The organism is Candidatus Pantoea formicae, from assembly GCF_011752625.1.
In the GTDB taxonomy this organism is placed as follows: domain Bacteria; phylum Pseudomonadota; class Gammaproteobacteria; order Enterobacterales; family Enterobacteriaceae; genus Pantoea; species Pantoea formicae.
This window is the reverse complement of the sequence record NZ_VWXD01000005.1, coordinates 144,391-166,513: the sequence shown is the minus strand read 5'-3', so window position 1 is coordinate 166,513 and position 22,123 is coordinate 144,391. Positions and strand designations below refer to the sequence as shown.

Here is a 22,123-nt window from a genome sequence, read left to right as displayed (position 1 = left end):
ACAAATAACAGAAGCAGCCGTTTCACGCGCCCGCTCCTTTGCTGTATTTATCCCACAGCGGTTTCACTTCTTCATTCCATACGCGGTCATTCATATCGCCTGCATGGCGATAACGAATAATGCCGTGACCATCGATGAGGAAGGTTTCAGGTGCGCCATAGACGCCAAGATCCAGACCCAGCATTCCATCACCATCGTACAAACTGAGTGCGTAAGGATTGCCTAATGTATTCAGCCAGGTGACCGCTTTAGTGCGATCGTCTTTGTAATTCAGCCCCACCACACGCACACCTTTTTCAGCCAGCGTATTCAGGTATTGATGCTCAGCGCGGCAGGTAGGACACCAAGTGGCCCAGACATTCAGCAGAATAGGTTTGCCGTCGGTCAGGACCTGCTGGTCGTAGATTTTTCCCGGTTTATCGAGCGCTTCAAGCTTAAATACGGGGACCGGTTTGCCAATCAAAGCGGATTCCAACAGGGTCGGATCGTCACCGTTGGCGTTACGTGACAGCTGCCACATTAACGCTGCCGCCAGGAGCAGGAACAACACCAGGGGGATAAACAGTATTTTCTTATTCATGCCAGCTCCTCCCGCTGCGCTTTTTTGCGCGAGCGGTAGCGCGGGTCAAGCAGACAGAACAAACCGCCCACCGCCATAAAGACGCCGCCGAACCAGATCCAGCGAACAAAGGGTTTATAGTAAATGCGCACAGCCCAGGAACCATCATCCAGCTCTTCACCGAGCGCGGCGTAGAGATCGCGGGTGAATCCACCGCTGATTGCCGCTTCAGTCATCATGGTACGCGCCGCGGTGTAGAAGCGTTTTTCTGCATGCAGAACCGCTTCAGGTTTACCGTTGCGGGTGACGTCGATAATCGCTACACCGCCGCTGTAGTTGGGCCCTTGCAGGTTATGGACATCACGGAAAATGAAATGATAGTTGTGGATGTCAACGGTATCGCCCGACTTCATACGCACATCGCGTTCTACGCTGTACTGTGTGCTGAAGGCGATGCCGACCACGGTCACGGCCACACCGAGATGCCCCAGCACCATGCCCCAGTGGCTGCGCGTCAGATGGCGAAGACCTTTAACGAAGCTATGACGATGCGTAGCGCGTTCGTGCAGTTCCATCAGCGTCAACAAAATCACCCAAATCGCCATCAGCAGACCGATGACCGTCATCGCCTCAATGCGATCCTGCAACAGCCAAGGCAGCGCGATGGACAGAATCAAGGTGACCAACAGGCCCACGCCAAGACGTTTCCACAATTTTTGTGACTCATCACGACGCCAGCGCACCAGCGGTCCAATGCCCAGCATCAGGGCAAAAGGTGCCATTAACCAAGTAAACATGGTATTGAAGAACGGCTCACCGACAGAGATGCTACCCAGTCCAAGCTGTTTGTGGACCAGTGGCAACAGCGTCCCGAGCAATACCACCAACATGGCGGCAATCAGCAGCACGTTGTTGCCCAGCAGGAAGGATTCACGCGACCAGATTTCGCTTTGTACTCGGCTGCGCACTTTGCCACCTTTCAGGGCGTAGAGCAGCAACGAACTGCCAATCACAATCACCAGGAAGGCAAGGATGAACATGCCACGTGCCGGGTCGGAAGCAAACGAGTGCACCGATACCAGCACGCCGGAACGCACGAGGAAAGTACCCAACAGGCTAAGCGAGAACGCCGTAATCGCCAGCAGTACCGTCCAGGATTTGAAACTGCCGCGTTTTTCCGTTACGGCCAGTGAGTGCATCAACGCCGTACCGGCCAGCCATGGCATGAAGGACGCATTTTCGACCGGATCCCAAAACCACCAGCCACCCCAGCCAAGTTCGTAATAGGCCCAAGCCGAGCCGAGCACGATACCAATCGTCAAGAACACCCATGCAGCAGTGGTCCAGGGACGCGACCAGCGGGCCCACGCGGTATCCAGACGTCCCGCCATCAGTGACGCAATGGCAAAGGCGAACGCGACTGAGAAACCAACGTATCCCATGTACAGCAGAGGCGGATGGAAAATCAGACCAATATCCTGCAGCATCGGATTAAGGTCGCTGCCATCAATTGGGAAATTGGGTAAGGTGCGTGTAAAGGGATTCGAGGTGAGAGTGATAAACAGCAGGAAGCCGAGATTAATCATTCCCATCACCGACAGCACACGAGCCAGCGCATCTTGCGGCATACCACGGCTGAAAATCGCCACCGCCACCGTCCAGGTGCTGAGCAGCAACACCCACAGCAGCAGTGAACCTTCGTGAGCTCCCCAGGTTGCTGCAATGCGGTAATAAACCGGCAGCAAAGTGTTGGAGTTAGTGGCGACGTAACCTACGGTGAAGTCGTTGACGATAAAGGCATGCACCAGCACGAGGAAGGCGGCGGCGATACAAGCAAACATGCCCCACGCCAGCGGACGTGCCATTGCCATCAAACGTGCGTCCTGACGGGTTGCGCCCCACAGGGGATAAACACTTAACAGCAGCGACAATCCCAGCGCCAGACACAATAAAAAGCTACCAATTTCTGGAATCATGATTGTGCACCTGCCTGCTGATAAGCGGCTGCAGGCCCTTTATGGTTTTGCTTCATTGCATCTTCAATTTCTGGCGGGGTGTATTTTTCATCATGCTTGGCCAGCACTTCTTTGGCGTTCACCAGGTTGCCCTTTTCAAGCACACCTTGCGCGACAACGCCCTGCCCTTCACGGAACAGGTCCGGCAGGATGCCTTCATAGCTCACGCTGATCACGCCATTGGCATCATACAATTTGAAAGAGACCGCTAAGGTTTTCGGATCACGCTTCACGCTGCCAGGCATAACCATGCCGCCGACGCGCAGTCGCTGCCCAGTTTCAGGCATCTGATGCGCCTCACCTTTGCCATACAAAATTTCACTCGGGGTGTAAAACAGATCGATGTTGGAACGCAGCGCGTACATCACCAGCGATGTGGCCAAGCCCAGGCCCACCAAAATCGCCACGACGACATACAGGCGATTACGACGACGGATATTCACACAGACTCTCCTGCTGCTTCACTGGCAGCTTTTTTCGATTTGGCGTCGCGAATACGGCGCTCCCTGGATTGACGCTGGCGAATTTCGGCCAGCAAGCGGCGGCGAAACAGCACGGTGTGCAGCACCAGACCGATCAATGGAATCAAAGTGAGGATAACGGCGAGCCAGACATAAAAGGCATAGCCTCCCATGGCAAAGAAATCGCTCCACGACGAGAAGGCTGGCGTCATGCTTTGCGCCCTCCCTGAGCCACATCAATTGCCCAAGGGCGATGACGTTCAGTGAACAAGATCAGGTTTCGTAGACGCATCAGCGTCAGCGCACCGAATACCAGTAGATACCCGAGGATGGCCCAACGCAGCGGGGTACGCATACTTGGCGCGATCGCCTGCTGCAGAATGCCGGAGGAGCCCTGATGCAGCGTGTTCCACCACTGCACCGAGAAATGAATAATCGGCAGGTTAACCACGCCAACAAGAATCAGAATACCCGCGGCACGCCCTGCTGTACGGCGATCTTCGAACGAATGATAGAGCGCGATCACGCCCATATAGATGAACAGCAGCACCAGTTCAGAGGTCAGGCGGGCATCCCAAATCCACCAGGTGCCCCACATCGGTTTACCCCATGCGGAGCCGGTGATCAGGGCGATAAAGGTAAACACCGCACCAATTGGGGCCATGGCTGCGGAAACTAAGTCCGCCATTTTCATCTGCCAAACCAAGCCAATGAACGCCGCAATCGCCATTGAGGCATAAACGCCCATGGACCACATCGCCGCAGGCACGTGAATGTACATAATTCGGAAGCTGTCGCCTTGCTGATAATCTGCTGGTGCGAAGCCGAAACCCCACACCCAACCGAGTAGCAGCGTCGCCACGCCAAGCAGCGCGAACCACGGAATCAAGCGACCGCATAGTTGGTAAAGCCGCTCAGGCTTGCCCCACTGGTGTAACCATTTCCACATTTGCATAGCTCACAATTAAAGAATTTAAAATCCTGCTGCTCTGGGGCCGCAAGGATTAGTGCAGACTAATACGCAGGGCCGCAGCAGTTGCAAACGGCGAAAGTGTTGCGCTCACTGCCAGCATCGCGCCAAGAATTGCCAGATAACCTCCAATAGGCAACCCTTGGCCGGCGGCATCAATCGCCGCGCTAGCAAAAATTAAAACCGGTATCGACAAGGGCAATACCAGTAAACTCAGTAATACGCCGCCACGCCTCAGCCCAACCGTCAGACCTGTGCCAATGGCCCCCAGGAAACTCAGGGTTGGCGTACCCAGCAATAACGTCAGCGCCATGGCGCGCCAGCCGGAAAAATCCAGTGACAGCAGCAATGCCGCCAGCGGCGAGAGCAAAATCAGCGGTAGACCGGTAATCAGCCAGTGAGCGATCACTTTGCCTAATACCGTCACGGGTAATGGCGTTGGCAGCAAAAGTAATTGCTCAAGTGAACCATCCAGAAAATCGTCACGGAACAGGCGTTCCAGCGCCAGCAACGACGCTAATAAAGCGGCAACCCATGCCACGCCTGGCGCAATGCGCGCCAGCTGCTGCGGATCCGGGCCGATACCTAACGGAAACAGCGTGATAACAATCAGGAAGAACCACAGCGGATTGATCACCTCTGCGCCGCTGCGGAAAGCGATCTTTAATTCACGCTGAATCACTCGGCCTAACATCAAGCCCACTCCGAAGTCAGACGAATTTTACGCACTCGTTCAGCGTCTCCAGGCAAATCCTGATGCGTCGTCAAAATGACCGCGCCACCGTTATCGGCATGTTCCGCGAAGCGGGCCATTAATTTTTCCACGCCGCCTTTATCGATAGCTGTGAGGGGTTCATCCAGAATCCATACTTTTGCCGGGCTTAGCCACAGACGCGCCAGCGCAACACGACGTTGCTGTCCGGCTGACAATTGCGCGACAGGCACTTCCTCATAACCCAACAAATTGACCTGCTCCAAAGCCTCAAAAATCGCCTCTTCATCATGGTTCCCATGCCAGAAATGCAGGTTTTCCAAGGGAGAGAGTACCGATTTAACGCCGGGATGATGGCCAAGATAAAGCAGATTTTGATGCCATATCTCACGCTGCTGACGAATCGGCTGCGATTGCCACATCACCTCACCTTCCTCTGCCCGGCTTAACCCGGCCAGCAGACGCAGCAGTGAGGTTTTTCCTGCCCCGTTAGGGCCCTCAATTTGCACAATGTCACCCGGGTGCACATGGAAGCTCAGCCCATGAAACAGGGTTCGCTCATCGCGGATGCATGAGAGATTAATAACATTGAGCATGAAAGAAGGAATCGCAGCTATGAAATAAGGCGGCGATAATACCACAATGAATCTGTGGGCCGAAGTCTGTGAGTTAGCTCTCACTTCCCCGAAAGGGGTTATTCGTGCGCATCACCTCAAGGATCTGCTCAAAAAACCGCCTCAGTTAAAATCTTGTTACTCTTAAATTGAATCTAAGTAACATTTCGCCCTTGATAAAACCGTCTACGCTTATTACGCATTGGCATTATCACTCGGGGAAAACATGAAGCCATCACAATCCATTTCAGAACATGACAACGATGTTGAGAGTGAGGAAAAAGAGCAAGGAAAAGAGATTGAGGTGGACGAAGAAGCCTTGCCATCACGTGCGGCAGCTATCCATGAAGAGATCCGCCAAGATGGTGAGAAAGAGTTAGAACGTGACGGCATGGCATTGCTTTGGTCTGCAGTAGCCGCTGGGCTTTCCATGAGCGCCTCACTGATGGCTAAAGGCATTTTCCACGTGCATTTAGCAGAAGTGCCGGGCGGTTTTTTGCTCGAGAATCTGGGTTATACCTTTGGTTTCGTCATCGTGATTATGGCGCGCCAACAGTTGTTCACCGAGAACACGGTCACAGCAGTACTACCCGTGATGCATAAACCCACAGGTGGGAATGCTTTATTGCTGATGCGTCTTTGGGGGGTCGTACTGGCGGGTAATCTGATTGGTACGGCACTCGGCGCGCTGGCGTTTAATCATATGCCCATCTTTGACGATGCCACACGCCAAGCCTTTACCTTGATCAGCGAAAAAGTGATGGCCAATCCACCGCGCGAGATGTTCGCCAACGCGGTCATTTCTGGCTGGATTATTGCCACCATGGTGTGGATGTTTCCCTATGCGGGCGCGGCGAAAATTGTGGTCATCGTGATGATGACATGGCTAGTTGCGCTGGGGGATCTGGCGCATATCGTGGTGGGGTCGGTGGAGGTTCTTTATCTGGTATTTGCTGGCACGCTGCCCTGGTATGAGTTCTTCTGGCCCTTTGCTCTGCCGACTTTGCTGGGGAATATTACCGGCGGCACGCTCATTTTTGCCTTAATCAGCCATGCGCAAATACGCAATGACATGAGCGAAGCGGCAAAGGCCAAAGCGAAGGCTGAGCAGAAGCGCAAAGAGAAAGCGCAGAAGAAACAACAGTGATACACGGCACGACATTGCTGATAGATTGAGCAAACAGGATTTACACGGTTAAATTTTGCTGGTTGGTACGCTATACTGCGCGCCGCGTCTCCTTAGTTAAATGGATATAACGAGCCCCTCCTAAGGGCTAGTTGCAGGTTCGATTCCTGCAGGGGACACCATATAGCAGCCGTCTCCCATCCTCCTCTCGTTCGTAAAATCCCCTTAGTTTCAGGTATGCGCATAATCATTCTCTCACCCTAATGAACGTTAGACGGCTTGGACTGTTCATCTTTTACTCATGTTGGCATCAATTATGACACCTCAGAACAACCAGCGAGCAATCGCCAGGCTGATTCCAGCCGTGCTCAGTATGCCACCCAGAATCCATTTGGTTTGTTTAATCATCTCTACATGAATTTTGGCGATCTCCTGATGCAAATCACCTTTCGTGACGTAGTTAGATTTGATCACCGCGATATCGGTTTTCACTATAGACATATCCTTCTTCAACTCATCGATATCAGCCTCAACCTTCTCAATACGCATTTCCATCATTACCACTCCGCATAAGTTGAACATGTAATTATCATAATAAAAAACAACACGTTAATGTTTTCATTGTATCTATATCGAAGGGGAAATCACCACATTTAGCCTGTGAGTGAAGGAATCTGAGACGTTTCTCGTAAGTTAAACTTGGCTGTTTCAGTCAATTACAGCGAAATTAAATCTGATGCGCGCTTTGACGCCACACCGAAGGCGTTACGCCGTGGAGTTGGCGAAAGCGGTTACTGAAGTGGCTTGAGGAGTGGAAGCCGCAACGCAGTGCGATCTCCGTTAAAGGCAGGGTACTGAACTTCAACAGCTGCAATGCGGTATCCATGCGGCGGCGCATCACATATTGATGCGGTGCTTCACCCACACTGCAACGAAACATACGTGCAAAGTGATACTCACTCAAGGCGGCTTCGGCAGCTAATTGCGCCAGCGTTAAAGGTTGGTCCAGTTGAGTATCAATAAAGGCCAGCACGCGACGCAGCACCGCTGGGGCTAAGCCGCCACGCACTTGCGGAGCCTGCCACTGAACTTCGCTATAACGCTGTAGCAGATGCGTCATCAACAGCGTCGACGCGCTGCTTAGCATCAGTTGGTTGGCCGGTTGCTGCCAGTCAACACTCAACAAGAAATGCCGATAAAGCTGCGTAATGCGGTCATCCTCGGCAAAGATTTTCTCGTGCAGATTGAGCTGCGCCGGACTGCGATCCCAAATTTGTTCACCCAGATGACGCAAGTGTTCGTCGGTACAGTAAAGATGCACGAATGACAAATCTGAGCGCAGATCCCAGGTCGATTCCACGCCCGAAGGCATCAGACAGAAACGATCCGGCCCCCCACCGTTGCGCCACCCGTTCGGGGTTTTATGCCAGGTATCGTAGCCGTCCGCCGTATAGAGGCTCAGCGTATGGTGATCGCTGAGATTAGTGACGCGATCGCCACTGTTAAACCAGGCCGCCAGCTTAATGCCACTCGTCAACTGCACGCTATCGCGCAGTTGCGCTTTATGGCGCTGCAACATGTTGAAGGTCTGGTAATCGGGCATCAAAGCTGTCCACTGGGGTTCAATTGCCCTCAGTGTACGGATCTCGCGGGACAGAAGACAGTCCAGCACAGGACATCTTGGGAAAAATGCGCAAGATTTTGCAATCCTCGCGCAAACGCATGCAAGCGGCTGAGCAGTAGGTCGGACAAACTACAGGGCATGATTGTGCTGGAGAATCTGTAATGAACATAATGTTGTACCTCGCGGTGGTGTTAATTTGGGGCACCACATGGATCGCCATTTTTCTGCAACAAGAAGCGGGCAGCACACCGGTGCTGGTCGCGGTATTCTGGCGTTTCCTGCTGGCATCAGTATTGATGCTGGTGATACTCAAAGTTATCAAACGCCTGCGTCCTTTAGATAAGAAAGATCACTTATTCTGTCTGCTACAGGGCTGTTGTGTATTTGGCTTTAATTTTGTCTGTTTCTACCATGCGGCTGCGTGGGTCAGCAGTGGATTGGAGTCCGTCATTTTCTCCATGGCGGTGCTATATAACGCGCTGAATAGTTGGATATTCTTCCGTCAGCGACCGCCATTTCGCCTGTTGCCAGCGGCTGTGCTGGGTCTTGGCGGCATTGTCGCCCTGTTCTGGAATGATATTCAGGCGGCGCATCCGGCTCCGCAGTTGCTATGGGGTATCGGTCTCAGCGCACTGGGCACACTGGGCTTTTCACTGGGCAATATGATCTCTACTCGTCATCAACGTCGCCAGCGTGATGTGCTCACCACCAACAGTTATGCCATGCTGTACGGCGCGATGATGATGGCGATACTGGCACTGCTAAACGGCGATTCACTGGCCCCGGCCCTCAACTTACAGTGGATGGGTGCGATGAGTTATCTGGCCATCTTTGGTTCGGTGCTGGGCTTTGGTGCTTACTTCACTTTGGTAGGTCGTATTGGCGCCAGCCAGGCCGCTTACAGCACACTGCTTTTCCCGCTGGTCGCTCTGACGCTGTCTACCTTTTATGAAGGTTACCAGTGGCATAGTAATGCGATTATCGGGCTGGTGATGATTCTGGCAGGGAATATGGTGATGTTTGTGCGTTGGCCGACTGCGCGGAAATTACGCTTGGCCTAGAAATGCGAGAGCGGGCATTGCGCCCGCTCTTTTTTCCTCTATCGCCAGCCCTGAACACCGATATTGAGCTGGTGAGGTTGATTGATGGCTTTTCTGGCAATCCAGTAAAGCAGAACGCGTTCATCATCTCTATCGCGATCGGCCATAGCCAGTAATTTCAGCGACAGTGTGGATTTATTCACAGGCTGATGCTCATCGCTTAACTCGATCACCGCCTGACCGATGATGCAGCAAACTTCATCCTCGTTGGATGCGGATTCATATGCTCGGTCTTTCATATTTCCTCCCGTTGAGTGAGCTTTAATCCTGGCAAAAATCTGCAATCTTGCAGAGAAACGGCCCTGGTTATCACGCTTGGTTACACATATTTACGCATGGCAACCGCTACGCTTTAAATGACATCTTTTCGCTACGCTTAAATCTCATCACGCAATGCCATTCATACCCGTTTCGCTGCATTTCATTCCACCGTCCGGGCTATTCACGCCCTCTCCCACCCTGCACGCGCGTGAGGAACATATGATGGCTGCAGATTCCGTATTCCCTAAGGGGAGAGATAAAAATGAAAACAGCAATCACTGCGCAGTATCAGCGTACCCGCATGCTTACTCTTATCGGCACCATTATCACCCAATTTGCACTGGGTTCGGTTTACACCTGGAGCCTGTTTAATGGCCAACTGGCGCACAAACTCGATGCGCCGATCAGTCAGGTCGCTTTCTCCTTTGGTTTGCTCAGCTTAGGGTTGGCGATTGCCTCCTCATTGGCGGGTAAGTTGCAGGAACGTTTTGGCGTCCGTAACGTCACCATTGGTGCGGGCGTATTAATGGCTGTTGGCTTCTGGCTTACGGCTCACGCCGATAATCTGATGATGCTTTATCTCAGTGCCGGGATTTTGGTCGGTCTGGCAGACGGTGCGGGTTATCTGATGACGCTGTCTAACTGCGTGAAATGGTTCCCAGAGCGCAAGGGGCTGATATCAGCCTGTTCAATTGGTGCCTACGGTTTAGGCAGCCTCGGCTTCAAGTTTATCTGTGGGGCACTGCTGACGAATTATGGTCTGGAAAACACCTTTATGATCTGGGGTGTTCTGGCGATGACGATGATCATTGTAGGCGCACTGATGATGCGAGACGCGCCGGTACAGCAGGCAAGCGGCAACATGCAGACACAGGCGAAAGATTACACCCTGGCACAGTCGGTGCGTTTGCCACAATATTGGATGCTGGCACTGATGTTCCTCACCGCCTGTATGAGTGGTTTGTATGTCATTGGGGTGGCAAAGGATATCGGCGAGGGCATGGTGCATCTGTCAACGCAAACCGCCGCAAACGCCGTCACCATCATTGCGATTGCAAACCTGAGTGGTCGTCTGATTCTGGGCGTGCTGTCAGATAAGATAGCGCGCATTCGCGTGATTTCTCTGGCACAGATCGTCTCACTGGTCGGGATGAGCATTCTGTTGTTCACCCGCATGAATGAAACCTCCTTCTTCCTCTCTCTGGCCTGCGTCGCCTTCAGCTTTGGCGGCACGATCACCGTGTTCCCTTCACTGGTGAGTGACTTCTTTGGGCTCAACAATCTCACCAAAAATTATGGCCTGATCTACCTTGGTTTCGGCATTGGCAGCGTCATGGGTTCGTTGGTGGCTTCCGTGTTCGGTGGGTTTACCGTGACCTTCAGTCTCATCATGACATTGCTGGTGATTTCTCTGGTGCTGTCCCTCAGCATTCGTCTGCCAAATCGTCAAAACGTCAGCGAGCCTTTGCTGCATAATTAAGTTTGTTGGATGCCGTGAGAAAGCGGCATCCTCTTTCTCCACAATTTCTGCATAAATAGTTCCTTATTGAGAATGACTGTTATTTAACATTGCATTTCAGATTATTCGCGGTATTATCAACAGGCATTCAGCTTTATCTGATTGGTTTATTTCCCCTCCTGAATTTTTTAGCCTTTAATTGACATATCTGGTAATAGATCCAGAAATAACTCTACATTCACTGCATCTTCACTCCACTTTTCCACAGTAATCTGAGTTCATTGGAAAAGAGGAGGACTCTCCATGAATAAGTTAATTAAGGTTGCTTCGGTTGTTGCCATCATGACCATGTTGAGTGGCTGTATTGTTCATGATGGATATGGGCGCGGCCCCGGCTGGGGCCACGGTGGCGGCTGGCATCACGACCGCGGCTACCACGGACGTCACTGGTAATTGGGCAAAGCACACACAGCAAATAATAAGAAATAAAAAGGGCGGGAATTTATCCCGCCCTATTTTTTTAGCTCTTCACTGCATAATTACATTGGTACCAGGCTTTCTTTAATCCCGGCAAATGGCTGTCCTGAGCAGGAAGCGATTCCACTTTATCGAATCCACGCTGATTACAATAACTCGCTAAATCTAGTTCCATCGCGTCTTTATTCAATTTCTGCGGATCATAGCGATACTGTACGGTATTTGAGCTGGTATCTTCATCAACACGTTCAAATCCGCCGGGTTTGCTGACGCCACAACCGGCCAGCATAAAAAGCGCCATTGCGCTAATAAGCATTTTCTTCATTAGGGTGTCCTCATTAGATGCTGCAGTCTAAAAGGCAGCATCGTGCGCATCTATAGGAAACAGGCGCGAAATACGCAAACATGCAAAGTTTTTACCAATCAAATTGATAAAACCAAACGGTTTTTCTTATCTAAGTGGTAATGAGATGATGCATCCAGACGAAACGAAGTCTGCACCACACCAGGTTATACCCAGAAGAAAGAAACGGATAGTGACCTTTGTGCCCGCGCTGAGCGGGCTTTTTTTGCCGGTTAACCGGTTAAGCTGACCATCTTACGTAAAAGATTGGCCGCTTGTTTGGCAGGCAATGCGAGAATACCGCTGTAGAGGTCAATAGACATGGCGCACATAGCACTACGATCCACGGCGGTATCCGCTGGCATGTTGAGCTGCTGTAGCTTATCTCCCCATTTGCCGTAAAGTTTTTCGACAATGCTTTGCAAATCGCGCTGCGCCAGAGCCTGATCGATCGGCATGTCGTTGCCGGTGCTTTGTTGCAACAACTGATCAAGCGCCTGGGCATCACGCTGATAAAGTTCAGGTGACAGCACCTGCTGCAAGTTAATGCCGCCATTAACCTGAGGATAGAGGAAGCGGAAACAGCGCTGAGGCTCAGGCTGCTTCAACGCCTGCATTTCCTCAACGGAAACACGCAGATAATTCACCAGCGTCTCATCATCAGCACGCGCCATGCGTTGGTTGACGAGATCCATCAACCAACCACGCATTTCACCCAGAGCCTGCTCAGCGGGAACCCCTTCCATGCGCTTGTGGAGCAATTCACGATGGAGGAGTTGCCACAGGGCTGGCTCTTGGGTTTTCAGCAGGCGGTAACCGGGGGCGAGGCTCAATTGGGTCGTGACTTCCTGCGCCAGCGCTTGTCGCTCCTGGCGAGGATGCAGCCAGCTGAACCACAGTAGGTTTGCCAACACCAACGGCAACAGAAAAAGAATAACACCCTGCCATAAGCGCAGTGACATAGTGCGGACCAACACAATAATAATGATCGCCAGCAGCACAAAGGCCGCTAGCGTAATAGGGAAAAGCGAGAGCATGGAGCGTTATTAATCCTTGCGAACGTCAATCAATACAGGGCAGTTGGCGCGCTCAATCACTGCTGCGCTGACCGAGCCTTTCAGCAGCCGATTAAAAGGCGACAGGTGGCGGCGCCCCATGATTATCATGCTGGCTTTGAGCAGATTAGATTGCGCCACAATGGTTTCCGCAGCTTCACCGGCAAGAATCAAACCTTTCGCCGTGACGCCAGCACGTAAAATGGGAGCCAATGCATGGCGCACTACCATTTCCGCCGTGTTTTGCTCATCTTTAGCGGCCACAAAATCGTCAGGATCTTCTCCTGCATCAATTTCGATCGGTTGATTGCAGGATGAATAGGCCGGATCGACACAGCACAATACCGTCACCTGCGCGTGTTGTGCCAAGGCTTGTTCGATCGTTAATGCGATCACTTTTTCTGCCACCGGAGAGTTATCAATGGCCATCAGCAGGGTTTTCATCAGTTGGTTATCCTTCCACAGCGGTCATTTTGCCAATTTCGCGAATCAGCGCCTCTTTGCACTTCAAGATTTCCTCACGATAGCGCGCTTCCTGTTTATGGAAACGCGCGGTCGGCACCAGCAGCGAAATAGAGAATCGACCAAACAAGGTGTCGATCGCCACCGCCATGGTGGAAATACCTTCCAGAGTTTCACCGCGATCAATAGCCAGACCGCTGATGCGCACTTCCGCGATCAGCTCTAGCAGTTGCGGCAGCGTTTTCACCGTCATTTCGGTCAGCTCTTTATAAGCTTCACCGACCATCACTCGCACATCGTCATCACTCTCCAGCGCCAACAGTGCGCGGCCGCCCGACGTGCTGTAAAGCGGCAGATTCAACCCAATGCGCGGCACAACGCGTAATTCACGCGACGCCACTACATAATGCACAATCGCGAGCTGTGTCCCGCTTGCGCGTGCCAGAGAAACCGTTTCATTGATATCTGCCGAGAGTTGTTCAAGGAAAGGACGCACTATCTCAACCACATCACTGTGCACGCTAGAGATCAACTTCAGCAGCGCCGGACCGAGACGTAAACCGCCTGCGCCAGTACTACGCACCAGTTGAGCGCTGTCCAGCGCGGCGATAATGCGCTGCACGGTTGAACGAGGCAAATCCACCACTTGGGCAATTTCGCCCAAACTCATACCGCCCGGATGTTCACCCAGTGCATTCAGAATTTTTGCCGCACGCGCGATGACTTGGATGCCACCCGCTTTTTCATCCTCACGGCTTGAGGGAAGTTCAACCATTGTGCGTTCCTTTTTGGCCTGCCCTACTTTAGCGCGAATGACCGCACTTTTACACCCTGTATCACATTGCAATACATCATACCGAGATGTAAGATGCGACATGTATCACATCGCAATACACTGCATCAATATTAAAACGAGAAGCCTGCTATGAACGCCCAGCCAGTTGCGGCTCCGGCACCCCATCCGTTTACTCTGCGCCTCGCGCTGGGATTGGTTGGCGTGCTGATTGCTGCGCTCACCTCCGGATTAAATGACCGCGTAACCGATATCGCGCTAGCGGATATTCGTGCCGCCATCGGCATCAGCTACGATCAGGGCAGTTGGATTATATCCGCCTATCAAGCCGCGGAAGTGGCCGCCATGATGATCGCGCCTTGGTTTGCCGTGACCTTTTCTCTGCGCCGCTTTGCCCTCGCGGTTTCGGCCGGTTTTATGCTGAGCGGCCTATTACTGCCGCTGTTGCCCAATGCGCCACTGTTTATTGCGCTGCGGGTGATTCAGGGCCTCTTCGGTGGCGCATTACCGCCGCTGTTAATGACGGTCGCCCTGCGCTTTCTGCCACCGCCGATCAAACTATATGGCTTAGGTGCCTACGCGCTGACCGCCACCTTTGGCCCCAATCTTGCCGCGACACTGGCCGCATTCTGGACCGACGAAGTCAGTTGGATGTTTGTGTTTTGGCAAGTTATCCCCGCCATGATGATCGCGATGCTGCTGATTGGCTGGGGCCTGCCACAAGATCCCCTGCGCTTCGAACGCTTTAAGCAAATTGACCTGTTTGGCATGTTGACCGGTTGCTCTGGTATGGCGCTGATGATTCTGGCGCTGACGCAAGGTGAACGCCTTGACTGGCTCAGCTCACCGCTGTTTGCCGCGCTATTATTCAGTGCTCTCGCATTGCTGACTGTGTTCTTTATTAATGAATGGTTTCACCCATTGCCGCTGTTCAAATTACAGATGCTGCGTCGGCATAATTTGACGCACGGTTTACTGGCACTGGCGGGCGTATTGATTCTGGCCCTGTCCGGCTCGGCACTGCCGTCTGCCTATCTCGGCCAGGTAGAGGGATTCCGCACGCTGCAATTTGCGCCGCTGGCCTTGACCATCGGCTTGCCGCAATTACTGATCGCTCCGCTGGTGGCTGCACTGCTGAATCTGCGCTGGATAGATTGCCGCTGGATGCTGACCGCAGGCGTGATGCTACTGGTCATCTCCTGTTTGATGGGGATGCAGATCACCACTGATTGGGCTCGGCAAAACTTCTGGTTAATCCAGATCTTGCAGGCGTTTGGTCAGCCGATGGTGATTTTGCCGGTATTGATGAGTGCCACCAGCGTCGTGGCGCCCCCCGAAGGCCCCTTCGCTTCAGCCATGTTCAACACCGTTCGTGGATTTTCCAGTATTGCCGCCAGCACCTTAGTGGAGTGGTTTATCAGCCACCGCGAACAGTTTCACTCCAATATTCTGGTGGGGAGTGCCGCCAGCCGCCCATGGCTGATGACCGCCCCTTCCAGCGCACAATCCAGCAGTAGTTTCCCTTTATTGCCTGATGGCAGCGCCAGCAGCGCGGAAAACCTTAGCGGTTTCGCCACCTTACTGAAACATCAAGCGATGGTGCTGAGCTTGAGTGATTGCTATCAGATGCTGATTGCTTTTGCCGCCCTGTTGCTGCTGCTGACGGCCTGGCTGCCGAAACGTGTTTGGCCGCCGCAAACCCTGATTCAACCTGTTACGACGACATCGAGATAATTGATATGCAAGCTTTTGCTCTTAAAAGAACGGTGCTGCTGAGCGCCCTATTAATCGTGTTGCTGGCAATGGCCTTTTTTGTTTGGTCATCAATGACCGGCAATGACCATCGCACGGATGATGCCTATGTCAACGCGGACTACACCCTGGTCGCCCCGAAAGTCTCTGGCTATGTGGCCAGCGTCAATGTGCAAGATAACCAACGCGTGAAAGCCGGCGAACTACTGGCCACGCTGGATGACCGCGATTACCGTGTCGCGCTGGAAACCGCACTGGCGAATCTGCAAGTGAGTGACGCCAAACGGTTAAGCAGTGTGGCCCAGTTGGAACAGCAGCAATCCACCATTGATGAAGCGAAGGCGACCCTCGCGGCCAGCCAGGCATCGGCACAGTACGCAGGTCAGAGCGCTGCGCGTTACAACCAACTGTATAAAAGTGGCACCATTGCCGCCGATGAACAGCAGAAAGCGAGTTCAACCCAGCGCTCAGCCTCTGCGGCAGTGCGTCAGAGTGAAGCGGCAGTGGCGGCGGCGATGAAGCAGGTAGGTGTGTTGCAGGCGGCAGTGCGTCAGGCGGAAGCCGATGTCACAGCGGCACAAGCCAGTGTGGATCAGGCCAAACTGAACCTGTCTTACACGCGCATTGTTGCCCCCGTAGATGGCATGGTCGGACAGCGTTCGGTGCGCCTGGGTGCCTATGTCAGCGCGGGTACACGTTTACTGGCAGTAGTGCCATTGCAGCAGACCTATATCACGGCCAATTATCTTGAGACGCAACTGGCGGATGTGCAGCCAGGGCAGAAGGCGGTGGTAAGAGTGGATGCGTTGCCCGGCAAGACCTTTACCGGTCGTGTTGATAGCATTGCACCGGCCACTGGAGCGACTTTTTCAGCCATTTCGCCGGACAATGCCACCGGAAATTACACCAAGGTGGTTCAGCGCTTACCGGTGAAAATCGTGCTGGATGCCAACCAGCCGGACCTGGCGCAACTGCGTGTGGGTATGTCCGCGATACCGGAAATTGAAGCGCGCTGAAAATGTGAGCAATCTCTCAGAAGTGGCCTATTTATTTTCGGATCGATTGCGCGTAAATTAGCGCTCGATCCTGTTCTGAGTTCGCTTGGAACCACCTGAGAAGAAAGCGTGCAGCGGTTATGAACTTCACCTTTCTCTTATTCTGTTCGGGTTACGCTGGACTGGGATCACCAGCATGGTAACCGCTCAGAGGAGTCATTTTGTGAGATACGCTTTGATGGGAGTTTCTTTCTTCCTGTTGATCTGGGTAGGCACTTTCGTGCTGATGCTCAAATAATCCTGCCAGGTGGGGCGACCTGAGTCGCCCTTCTCAGTTTTACTCTTCTTCTTCCTGCGCTTTCACGGTTCCCGGCAAAATACCATCCGCTCGGAACATGGCTTTGATACCGCGCACCGCCTGGCGGATGCGATCGCTGTTTTCAATCAGGGCAAATCGCACGTGGGTATCACCGTAGTCACCGAAACCAATACCCGGCGAAACGCACACTTTGGCTTCCTGCAGCAGCAGCTTAGCGAACTCCAGCGAACCGAGATGCGCGTAGTGATCGGGGATTTTTGCCCAGACGTACATAGACGCTTTAGGCAGATCGACCATCCATCCCGCTTCATGCAGACCTTTCACCAGCACATCGCGGCGGCGTTTGTACTGCTCTGCGATATCACGCACGCATTGTTGGTCACCTTCCAATGCCGCAATCGCCGCGACCTGCAACGGCGTGAAGGTGCCGTAATCGTGGTAACTTTTGATACGCGCCAGTGCAGCCACCAGCTCTTTGTTACCCACCATAAAGCCAATACGCCAACCCGCCATGTTGTAGCTTTTCGACAGGGTGAAGAATTCCACAGCCACGTCACGCGCGCCTGGCACCTGCATAATCGACGGCGCCTTCCAGCCATCGTAGGTGATGTCGGCGTAAGCGAGATCGTGGATTACCAGCACGTTGTACTGTTTAGCCAGCGCAATCACGCGCTCGAAAAAGTCCAGTTCAACACACTGTGAAGTCGGATTCGAAGGGAAGCCGAGAATCATCATCTTCGGTTTCGGATAGCTTTCGCGGATGGCGCGTTCCAGCTCATTGAAGAAATCAACGCCCGCCACCAACGGCACCGAACGCACCTGAGCACCGGCAATGACCGCTCCGTAGATGTGAATGGGATAGCTTGGGTTTGGTACCAGTACGGTGTCACCGTGATCCAGTGTGGCCAGCATCAAGTGCGCCAGCCCTTCTTTGGAGCCGATGGTGACAATCGCTTCCGATTCCGGATCGATATCGACCTGATAGCGATCTGCGTACCAGCGTGAGATAGCGCGACGCAGGCGAGGAATACCTTTAGAGGTTGAATAGCCGTGCGTGTCTTCGCGTTGTGCCACCTGGCAGAGTTTTTCCACGATGTGTGGCGGCGTGGGGCCATCTGGGTTCCCCATCGAGAAATCGATGATGTCTTCGCCGCGCCGACGCGCAGCCATCTTCAATTCGGCGGTAATGTTAAATACATAAGGGGGAAGGCGTTCAATACGCGAGAAACGACGGGGTGTGCTGTTATCAGCCATGATGTCCTCTGGATTACGTTAGCGCCCGGACCGTCCGAGCGACGCTGGTCACTGCGGTGACCGAAGAAGAACATAACGCGCTGATAACAGAGTTGTCGAGAGCAACAGAAAATTTTTTTAATTTTGCGGATTCAGGCGGCCAAACACCCAATCGTTCACCCATTGGTCGTTTAGTAGATAATTATCCCGCAGCGTACCCTCTAAGGCGAAACCATTCTTTTCCAGAATGCGGCGTGATGGCCAATTCCCCTCGATGACCAGCGCTTTGAGCTTATGAAATTCTGCCTGTAGCAAGAAGTCGCACAGTGCTTTAAGCGCTTCACTACCGTAGCCGTTTCCGGTGTAGCGATGGCAAAGCATGTAGCCGACTTCTGCCTGACGATAAGGCTGCCATTCGGCGCTGCAACCAAACAGGCCAATGGGTTCATTGGTTTCACGCAGACGTGCTACCAGGCAGAGCATATGAAAACTGGTGATCTGCCAAGGTGCGAGGCGCTCCGTAAAGCGTTGGCGAATGTCGTTTTCGTCAGGAATTTCACTCACCCAGGTCATGGTGCCGGGATCTTCGTGTACTGCTTTAAAGATTTGCCAGTCTTCCGGTTGTAAGCGAGTCAGGATTAACCGAGGGGTGAGAAGTTGCATTAATGCGCTCCGCGAATTTACTTAGGGCAACATAGCAAACCGGGCCATAGACAACCAGCGCTCAGCGCACGGATTCATTAATCCTCTTTTTGTTACTCAAGATTTCCTCTTTTTGGTGAATTAAGAGAATTGAGGGAGCTGGGTTGATTGTCGCTGCGGGTTGATTGTCGCTGCGGGTTGATTGTCGCTGTGGGTTAATTGTCGCTGCGGGTTGATTGTCGCTGCGGGTTGATTGTCGCTGTGAGTTAATTGTCGCTGTGAGTTAATTGTCGCTGCGGGTTAATTGTCGCTGTGGGTTGATTGTCGCTGTGGGTTAATTGTCGCTGTGAGTTGGGTGCCTAGGCCAGAACGGGCCAGCCCGATCGCAAAGACAAAACGCATCCATGCAGATCGGCCGCGCCATCCTTGGCGCGGACGCTTTGCTCTTCGGGCTGGCCCGTTCTGGCCTTGAGCTGCATGCGTTGCTGTTTTAAAAAAACGCGCGGAGCATGCCCTGGAAATTGACAGGCTATTGGTGGTGCTTTGATTTTTGGGATAGCCCGCTCTGGTCTTGAGATGCATGCGTTGTTGTTTTGAAACCGCTGGAAAATTGATCTAAACCATGAGAAACGTTTTGCAGGTGTCGCGGCGCTGGTAGATCTCGATCACATTTTTTATCATAGCCTCACCCAGGTTCACCCCGAGAGATGCCCTTGCCTTCCCACTTTGACATGCTGCTAGCGGTTTTTGACCGCGCTGCGCTGATGCTGATTTGCCTGTTCTTCCTTACCCGCACGCGGGTATTCCGTCAGCTGTTGCAAAAAGATGAGCATTCGATCAAAGAGAAAGTGGTAGTGACGGCAATTTTCTCGCTGTTTGCCCTGTTCAGCACCTGGTCTGGCATCAACGTTGATGGCTCGCTGTTGAATGTCCGCGTGATTGCGGTCATGTCGGGCGGCATTCTGTTTGGTCCTTGGGTTGGGATTGCCACTGGCGTGATTGCCGGAGTTCACCGTTATCTGATCGATATGGATGGCGTCACCGCGGTACCTTGTTTGATCACCAGCATCATCGCCGGGGTCGCGTCTGGCGTCATTAACCGCCGCGTCAGCAAAGAGCAGCGCTGGCGTGCCGGCATTCTGGGCGGAATGCTATGCGAAACCCTCACCATGGTTCTGATTGTGCTATGGGCAAGGCCGATGACGCTGGGCTTTTCCATTGTTTCCGAGATCGCCCTGCCAATGATTCTCGGCGCTTCCAGTATCGGTTTGATTGTACTGCTGGTACAGAGCGTGGAGGGTGAAAAAGAGGCGATTGCCGCGCGCCAGGCCAAGTTAGCCCTGGAGATAGCCAATAAAACTCTGCCGCTGTTTCGTCAGGTGAATAGCCAGTCTTTGCGCCAGGTATGCGCGATTATTCGCAGCGATATTCACGCCGATGCGGTTGCCATTACCAATACCAAGCAAATTCTGGCTTACGTCGGTTACGGCGAGCACAACTATCAGAATGGTGATGACGGCATCAGTCCAACCACTGCGCAGTCTATCGCCAGCGGAAAAATCATCATTAAGAACAATGATGAAGCGCACCGCACTAAAGATATTCACTCAATGCTGGTTATTCCCCTTTGGGAAAAAGGGGAAGTGACAGGCACATTAAAAATCTATTATCGCCGCGCGCATCGCATTACTGGTTCGTTGAAAGAAATGGCGATTGGCCTGTCGCAAATCATCTCTACGCAACTCGAAGTCTCGCGCGCGGAGCAATTACGTGAGATGGCGAATAAAGCCGAGTTGCGTGCACTGCAAAGTAAGATCAACCCGCATTTCCTGTTCAACGCACTGAATGCTATCTCCTCTTCCATTCGCCTTAATCCAGATACCGCTCGCCAGTTAGTGATTAACCTGTCTCGTTATCTGCGCTACAACCTGGAGCTCAACGATGACGAGCCTATCGACATCAAAAAGGAGCTATGGCAGGTGAAGGATTACATCGCCATTGAGCAGGCACGCTTTGGCGATAAGCTGTCGATGATTTATGACATCGATGAGGATCTGCACTTTTCACTGCCCAGTTTGCTGATTCAGCCGCTGGTGGAAAATGCCATCGTGCATGGCATCCAACCTTGTCGTGGTAAAGGCGTGGTCACGCTGAGCGTGAAAGATTTAGGAGACAGCGTGCGCGTTTCGGTGCGGGACACGGGCGCAGGCATCAGTGAAGAGATTATTGGCCGCGTGGCACGGGACGAGATGCCGGGGAATAAAATAGGCCTGTTGAATGTACACCATCGCGTCAAACTGCTGTCCGGCCAGGGGTTAACCATCATCCGCCATCAACCAGGTACCGAGATTGCCTTTACACTCAGCAAGAGTGAACCGCGTTTGGCGGCACCGCTCAGCCCTATCACGGAACCCACCACGTGAAAGCCATCATCGTTGAAGACGAATTTCTCGCTCAGCAAGAGCTGAGCTGGATGATCCAACAGCATAGCCAGATCAGCATTGAAGCCTGCTTTGATGATGGTCTGGAGGTGCTGAAGTATCTGCAAAATCATCGCGTCGATGTCATTTTTCTCGACATCAACATCCCCTCGCTGGATGGCATGCTACTGGCGCAGAACATCAATCAGTTTGTGCACAAGCCGTTGATTGTGTTTATCACCGCGTGGAAGGAGCATGCGGTGGATGCTTTTGAACTGGATGCGTTCGACTACATCCTCAAGCCCTATCATGAGTTGCGCATTATCACCATGTTGAACAAACTGGAAGCCAGCGCGCAGCAGCAACTGACTCAACCACAAACCCCACAAAGCGCACCACAAACAGTCAATCTGGTGAAAGATGAGCGCATTATCGTGACGGATATCAACGATATCTATTACGTTGAGGCGCATGAAAAACTGACGTTTGTTTATACGCGGCGCGAAGCTTATGTCATGTCTGTAGCCATCACAGAGTTTTGCAACCGCTTGCCTGAACAGCTTTTCTTCCGCTGTCATCGTTCGTATTGCGTCAATCTCAGCAAAATTCGTGAGATCGAGCCGTGGTTTAACAATACCTATCTGGTGAAGCTACGCGATTTGGATGCGCAAGTGCCGGTGAGCCGCAGCAAGGTGAAGGCGTTCCGCCAGTTGATGAGGTTGTAAAGCGAG

The 22,123-nt window shown here is 52.7% G+C and carries 25 protein-coding genes and 1 tRNA gene; 10 read left to right on the top strand and 16 right to left on the bottom strand.

Annotated elements, in window-relative coordinates; translation table 11 throughout:
• Positions 1 to 22 precede the first annotated feature (22 nt).
• From F3J38_RS16550 to ccmA, 7 genes are read right to left on the bottom strand one after another with little or no spacing between them, the layout of a single operon-like run.
• Positions 23 to 580 carry a DsbE family thiol:disulfide interchange protein gene (locus F3J38_RS16550; protein ID WP_167140202.1) on the bottom strand — a complete coding sequence of 186 codons (558 nt, stop codon included), beginning with the start codon at positions 578 to 580 and terminating at the stop codon, positions 23 to 25.
• Entirely contained in the window at positions 577 to 2,535 is a 1,959-nt protein-coding gene (locus F3J38_RS16545) for a heme lyase CcmF/NrfE family subunit (protein WP_167140200.1), read from the bottom strand. The genes F3J38_RS16550 and F3J38_RS16545 overlap by 4 nt, the downstream gene beginning before the upstream one ends.
• Positions 2,532 to 3,017, bottom strand: a complete 486-nt coding sequence (ccmE, locus tag F3J38_RS16540; RefSeq protein ID WP_167140198.1) for a cytochrome c maturation protein CcmE — start codon at positions 3,015 to 3,017, stop codon at positions 2,532 to 2,534. The genes F3J38_RS16545 and ccmE overlap by 4 nt, the downstream gene beginning before the upstream one ends.
• Complete coding sequence (gene ccmD / locus F3J38_RS16535; RefSeq protein WP_084934552.1) at positions 3,014 to 3,247, bottom strand: heme exporter protein CcmD; 234 nt, start codon at positions 3,245 to 3,247, stop codon at positions 3,014 to 3,016. Before ccmD ends, ccmE begins: the two co-directional genes overlap by 4 nt.
• Complete coding sequence (locus tag F3J38_RS16530) at positions 3,244 to 3,984, bottom strand: heme ABC transporter permease (protein WP_167140496.1); 741 nt, start codon at positions 3,982 to 3,984, stop codon at positions 3,244 to 3,246. Before F3J38_RS16530 ends, ccmD begins: the two co-directional genes overlap by 4 nt.
• Before the next feature lie 55 nt (positions 3,985 to 4,039).
• Complete coding sequence (gene ccmB / locus F3J38_RS16525; RefSeq protein WP_084934550.1) at positions 4,040 to 4,699, bottom strand: heme exporter protein CcmB; 660 nt, start codon at positions 4,697 to 4,699, stop codon at positions 4,040 to 4,042.
• On the bottom strand, positions 4,699 to 5,313 hold the full coding sequence (gene ccmA, locus F3J38_RS16520) for a cytochrome c biogenesis heme-transporting ATPase CcmA (RefSeq protein ID WP_167140196.1): 615 nt from the start codon (positions 5,311 to 5,313) through the stop codon (positions 4,699 to 4,701). The genes ccmB and ccmA overlap by 1 nt, the downstream gene beginning before the upstream one ends.
• 244 nt (positions 5,314 to 5,557) lie before the next feature.
• Between ccmA and F3J38_RS16515 the strand changes: the two genes are divergently transcribed.
• Positions 5,558 to 6,478, top strand: a complete 921-nt coding sequence (locus F3J38_RS16515) for a formate/nitrite transporter family protein (RefSeq protein ID WP_167140194.1) — start codon at positions 5,558 to 5,560, stop codon at positions 6,476 to 6,478.
• An 86-nt stretch (positions 6,479 to 6,564) separates the two neighbouring features.
• Positions 6,565 to 6,639: transfer RNA gene (locus F3J38_RS16510), tRNA-Arg, on the top strand.
• A 142-nt stretch (positions 6,640 to 6,781) separates the two neighbouring features.
• Here the strand turns inward: F3J38_RS16510 and F3J38_RS16505 are convergent.
• The gene (locus F3J38_RS16505) at positions 6,782 to 7,015 is read right to left on the bottom strand and encodes a hypothetical protein (protein WP_240156019.1); all 234 of its coding nucleotides are present in this window, start codon (positions 7,013 to 7,015) and stop codon (positions 6,782 to 6,784) included.
• Positions 7,016 to 7,184: 169 nt separating this feature from the next.
• Positions 7,185 to 8,060 (bottom strand): AraC family transcriptional regulator, encoded by an 876-nt coding sequence (locus F3J38_RS16500; protein WP_167140192.1) that lies wholly within the window; start codon positions 8,058 to 8,060, stop codon positions 7,185 to 7,187.
• 182 nt (positions 8,061 to 8,242) lie between these two features.
• Here F3J38_RS16500 and F3J38_RS16495 point away from each other — a divergent pair, with 182 nt between their 5' ends.
• Complete coding sequence (locus F3J38_RS16495) at positions 8,243 to 9,142, top strand: DMT family transporter (protein WP_167140190.1); 900 nt, start codon at positions 8,243 to 8,245, stop codon at positions 9,140 to 9,142.
• A gap of 38 nt (positions 9,143 to 9,180) precedes the next feature.
• Here the strand turns inward: F3J38_RS16495 and F3J38_RS16490 are convergent, their stop codons facing one another.
• Complete coding sequence (locus tag F3J38_RS16490) at positions 9,181 to 9,420, bottom strand: hypothetical protein (RefSeq protein WP_084934546.1); 240 nt, start codon at positions 9,418 to 9,420, stop codon at positions 9,181 to 9,183.
• A gap of 284 nt (positions 9,421 to 9,704) precedes the next feature.
• On the opposite strand from F3J38_RS16490, the gene F3J38_RS16485 reads away from it, so the two are divergent.
• Both F3J38_RS16485 and F3J38_RS16480 read left to right on the top strand, forming a co-directional pair.
• Positions 9,705 to 10,922 carry an L-lactate MFS transporter gene (locus F3J38_RS16485; RefSeq protein ID WP_167140188.1) on the top strand — a complete coding sequence of 406 codons (1,218 nt, stop codon included), beginning with the start codon at positions 9,705 to 9,707 and terminating at the stop codon, positions 10,920 to 10,922.
• A 282-nt stretch (positions 10,923 to 11,204) separates the two neighbouring features.
• Positions 11,205 to 11,354, top strand: coding sequence for a hypothetical protein (locus tag F3J38_RS16480; RefSeq protein WP_167140186.1), 150 nt, complete (start codon positions 11,205 to 11,207; stop codon positions 11,352 to 11,354).
• A gap of 67 nt (positions 11,355 to 11,421) precedes the next feature.
• Here F3J38_RS16480 and F3J38_RS16475 read toward each other — a convergent pair whose 3' ends face one another.
• The 4 genes from F3J38_RS16475 to F3J38_RS16460 all read right to left on the bottom strand — a co-directional run bounded on the left by F3J38_RS16475 (position 11,422) and on the right by F3J38_RS16460 (position 14,013).
• Positions 11,422 to 11,703 carry a putative periplasmic lipoprotein gene (locus F3J38_RS16475; protein ID WP_167140184.1) on the bottom strand — a complete coding sequence of 94 codons (282 nt, stop codon included), beginning with the start codon at positions 11,701 to 11,703 and terminating at the stop codon, positions 11,422 to 11,424.
• Between the two features lie 251 nt (positions 11,704 to 11,954).
• On the bottom strand, positions 11,955 to 12,758 hold the full coding sequence (locus F3J38_RS16470; RefSeq protein WP_167140181.1) for a hypothetical protein: 804 nt from the start codon (positions 12,756 to 12,758) through the stop codon (positions 11,955 to 11,957).
• Positions 12,759 to 12,767: 9 nt separating this feature from the next.
• Entirely contained in the window at positions 12,768 to 13,220 is a 453-nt protein-coding gene (locus F3J38_RS16465; protein WP_167140179.1) for a universal stress protein, read from the bottom strand.
• Positions 13,221 to 13,227: 7 nt separating this feature from the next.
• Positions 13,228 to 14,013 (bottom strand): IclR family transcriptional regulator, encoded by a 786-nt coding sequence (locus F3J38_RS16460; RefSeq protein WP_167140177.1) that lies wholly within the window; start codon positions 14,011 to 14,013, stop codon positions 13,228 to 13,230.
• Positions 14,014 to 14,163: 150 nt separating this feature from the next.
• Between F3J38_RS16460 and F3J38_RS16455 the strand changes: the two genes are divergently transcribed.
• From F3J38_RS16455 to ypdK, 3 genes are all read left to right on the top strand, one after another.
• Positions 14,164 to 15,765: an MFS transporter gene (locus F3J38_RS16455; RefSeq protein ID WP_167140176.1), complete on the top strand. Its 1,602-nt coding sequence runs from the start codon at positions 14,164 to 14,166 to the stop codon at positions 15,763 to 15,765.
• 5 nt (positions 15,766 to 15,770) lie between these two features.
• Positions 15,771 to 16,799: an HlyD family secretion protein gene (locus F3J38_RS16450; protein ID WP_167140174.1), complete on the top strand. Its 1,029-nt coding sequence runs from the start codon at positions 15,771 to 15,773 to the stop codon at positions 16,797 to 16,799.
• Positions 16,800 to 17,001: 202 nt separating this feature from the next.
• A complete protein-coding gene (gene ypdK, locus F3J38_RS28390; protein WP_100701370.1) occupies positions 17,002 to 17,076 on the top strand; it encodes a membrane protein YpdK in 75 nt (24 codons plus the stop codon).
• A 39-nt stretch (positions 17,077 to 17,115) separates the two neighbouring features.
• Here the strand turns inward: ypdK and alaC are convergent, their stop codons facing one another.
• Positions 17,116 to 18,351 (bottom strand): alanine transaminase, encoded by a 1,236-nt coding sequence (gene alaC, locus F3J38_RS16440; protein WP_167140172.1) that lies wholly within the window; start codon positions 18,349 to 18,351, stop codon positions 17,116 to 17,118.
• 117 nt (positions 18,352 to 18,468) lie between these two features.
• Positions 18,469 to 18,993: a GNAT family N-acetyltransferase gene (locus F3J38_RS16435; protein ID WP_167140170.1), complete on the bottom strand. Its 525-nt coding sequence runs from the start codon at positions 18,991 to 18,993 to the stop codon at positions 18,469 to 18,471.
• A gap of 710 nt (positions 18,994 to 19,703) precedes the next feature.
• On the opposite strand from F3J38_RS16435, the gene F3J38_RS16430 reads away from it, so the two are divergent.
• Both F3J38_RS16430 and F3J38_RS16425 read left to right on the top strand, forming a co-directional pair.
• The gene (locus F3J38_RS16430; RefSeq protein WP_304623129.1) at positions 19,704 to 21,395 is read left to right on the top strand and encodes a sensor histidine kinase; all 1,692 of its coding nucleotides are present in this window, start codon (positions 19,704 to 19,706) and stop codon (positions 21,393 to 21,395) included.
• The gene (locus F3J38_RS16425) at positions 21,392 to 22,117 is read left to right on the top strand and encodes a LytR/AlgR family response regulator transcription factor (RefSeq protein ID WP_167140168.1); all 726 of its coding nucleotides are present in this window, start codon (positions 21,392 to 21,394) and stop codon (positions 22,115 to 22,117) included. The genes F3J38_RS16430 and F3J38_RS16425 overlap by 4 nt, the downstream gene beginning before the upstream one ends.
• The last annotated feature ends 6 nt before the right edge of the window (positions 22,118 to 22,123 follow it).

Coding starts and splice junctions, on each gene's coding strand:
- F3J38_RS16550 (WP_167140202.1), bottom strand. CDS start 580: ATGAATAAGAAAATACTGTTTATCCCCCTGGTGTTGTTCCTGCTCCTG.
- F3J38_RS16545 (WP_167140200.1), bottom strand. CDS start 2,535: ATGATTCCAGAAATTGGTAGCTTTTTATTGTGTCTGGCGCTGGGATTG.
- ccmD (WP_084934552.1), bottom strand. CDS start 3,247: ATGACGCCAGCCTTCTCGTCGTGGAGCGATTTCTTTGCCATGGGAGGC.
- F3J38_RS16530 (WP_167140496.1), bottom strand. CDS start 3,984: ATGTGGAAATGGTTACACCAGTGGGGCAAGCCTGAGCGGCTTTACCAA.
- ccmB (WP_084934550.1), bottom strand. CDS start 4,699: ATGTTAGGCCGAGTGATTCAGCGTGAATTAAAGATCGCTTTCCGCAGC.
- ccmA (WP_167140196.1), bottom strand. CDS start 5,313: ATGCTCAATGTTATTAATCTCTCATGCATCCGCGATGAGCGAACCCTG.
- F3J38_RS16515 (WP_167140194.1), top strand. CDS start 5,558: ATGAAGCCATCACAATCCATTTCAGAACATGACAACGATGTTGAGAGT.
- F3J38_RS16505 (WP_240156019.1), bottom strand. CDS start 7,015: ATGATGGAAATGCGTATTGAGAAGGTTGAGGCTGATATCGATGAGTTG.
- F3J38_RS16500 (WP_167140192.1), bottom strand. CDS start 8,060: ATGCCCGATTACCAGACCTTCAACATGTTGCAGCGCCATAAAGCGCAA.
- F3J38_RS16495 (WP_167140190.1), top strand. CDS start 8,243: ATGAACATAATGTTGTACCTCGCGGTGGTGTTAATTTGGGGCACCACA.
- F3J38_RS16490 (WP_084934546.1), bottom strand. CDS start 9,420: ATGAAAGACCGAGCATATGAATCCGCATCCAACGAGGATGAAGTTTGC.
- F3J38_RS16485 (WP_167140188.1), top strand. CDS start 9,705: ATGAAAACAGCAATCACTGCGCAGTATCAGCGTACCCGCATGCTTACT.
- F3J38_RS16480 (WP_167140186.1), top strand. CDS start 11,205: ATGAATAAGTTAATTAAGGTTGCTTCGGTTGTTGCCATCATGACCATG.
- F3J38_RS16475 (WP_167140184.1), bottom strand. CDS start 11,703: ATGAAGAAAATGCTTATTAGCGCAATGGCGCTTTTTATGCTGGCCGGT.
- F3J38_RS16470 (WP_167140181.1), bottom strand. CDS start 12,758: ATGCTCTCGCTTTTCCCTATTACGCTAGCGGCCTTTGTGCTGCTGGCG.
- F3J38_RS16465 (WP_167140179.1), bottom strand. CDS start 13,220: ATGAAAACCCTGCTGATGGCCATTGATAACTCTCCGGTGGCAGAAAAA.
- F3J38_RS16460 (WP_167140177.1), bottom strand. CDS start 14,013: ATGGTTGAACTTCCCTCAAGCCGTGAGGATGAAAAAGCGGGTGGCATC.
- F3J38_RS16455 (WP_167140176.1), top strand. CDS start 14,164: ATGAACGCCCAGCCAGTTGCGGCTCCGGCACCCCATCCGTTTACTCTG.
- F3J38_RS16450 (WP_167140174.1), top strand. CDS start 15,771: ATGCAAGCTTTTGCTCTTAAAAGAACGGTGCTGCTGAGCGCCCTATTA.
- alaC (WP_167140172.1), bottom strand. CDS start 18,351: ATGGCTGATAACAGCACACCCCGTCGTTTCTCGCGTATTGAACGCCTT.
- F3J38_RS16435 (WP_167140170.1), bottom strand. CDS start 18,993: ATGCAACTTCTCACCCCTCGGTTAATCCTGACTCGCTTACAACCGGAA.
- F3J38_RS16430 (WP_304623129.1), top strand. CDS start 19,704: ATGCTGCTAGCGGTTTTTGACCGCGCTGCGCTGATGCTGATTTGCCTG.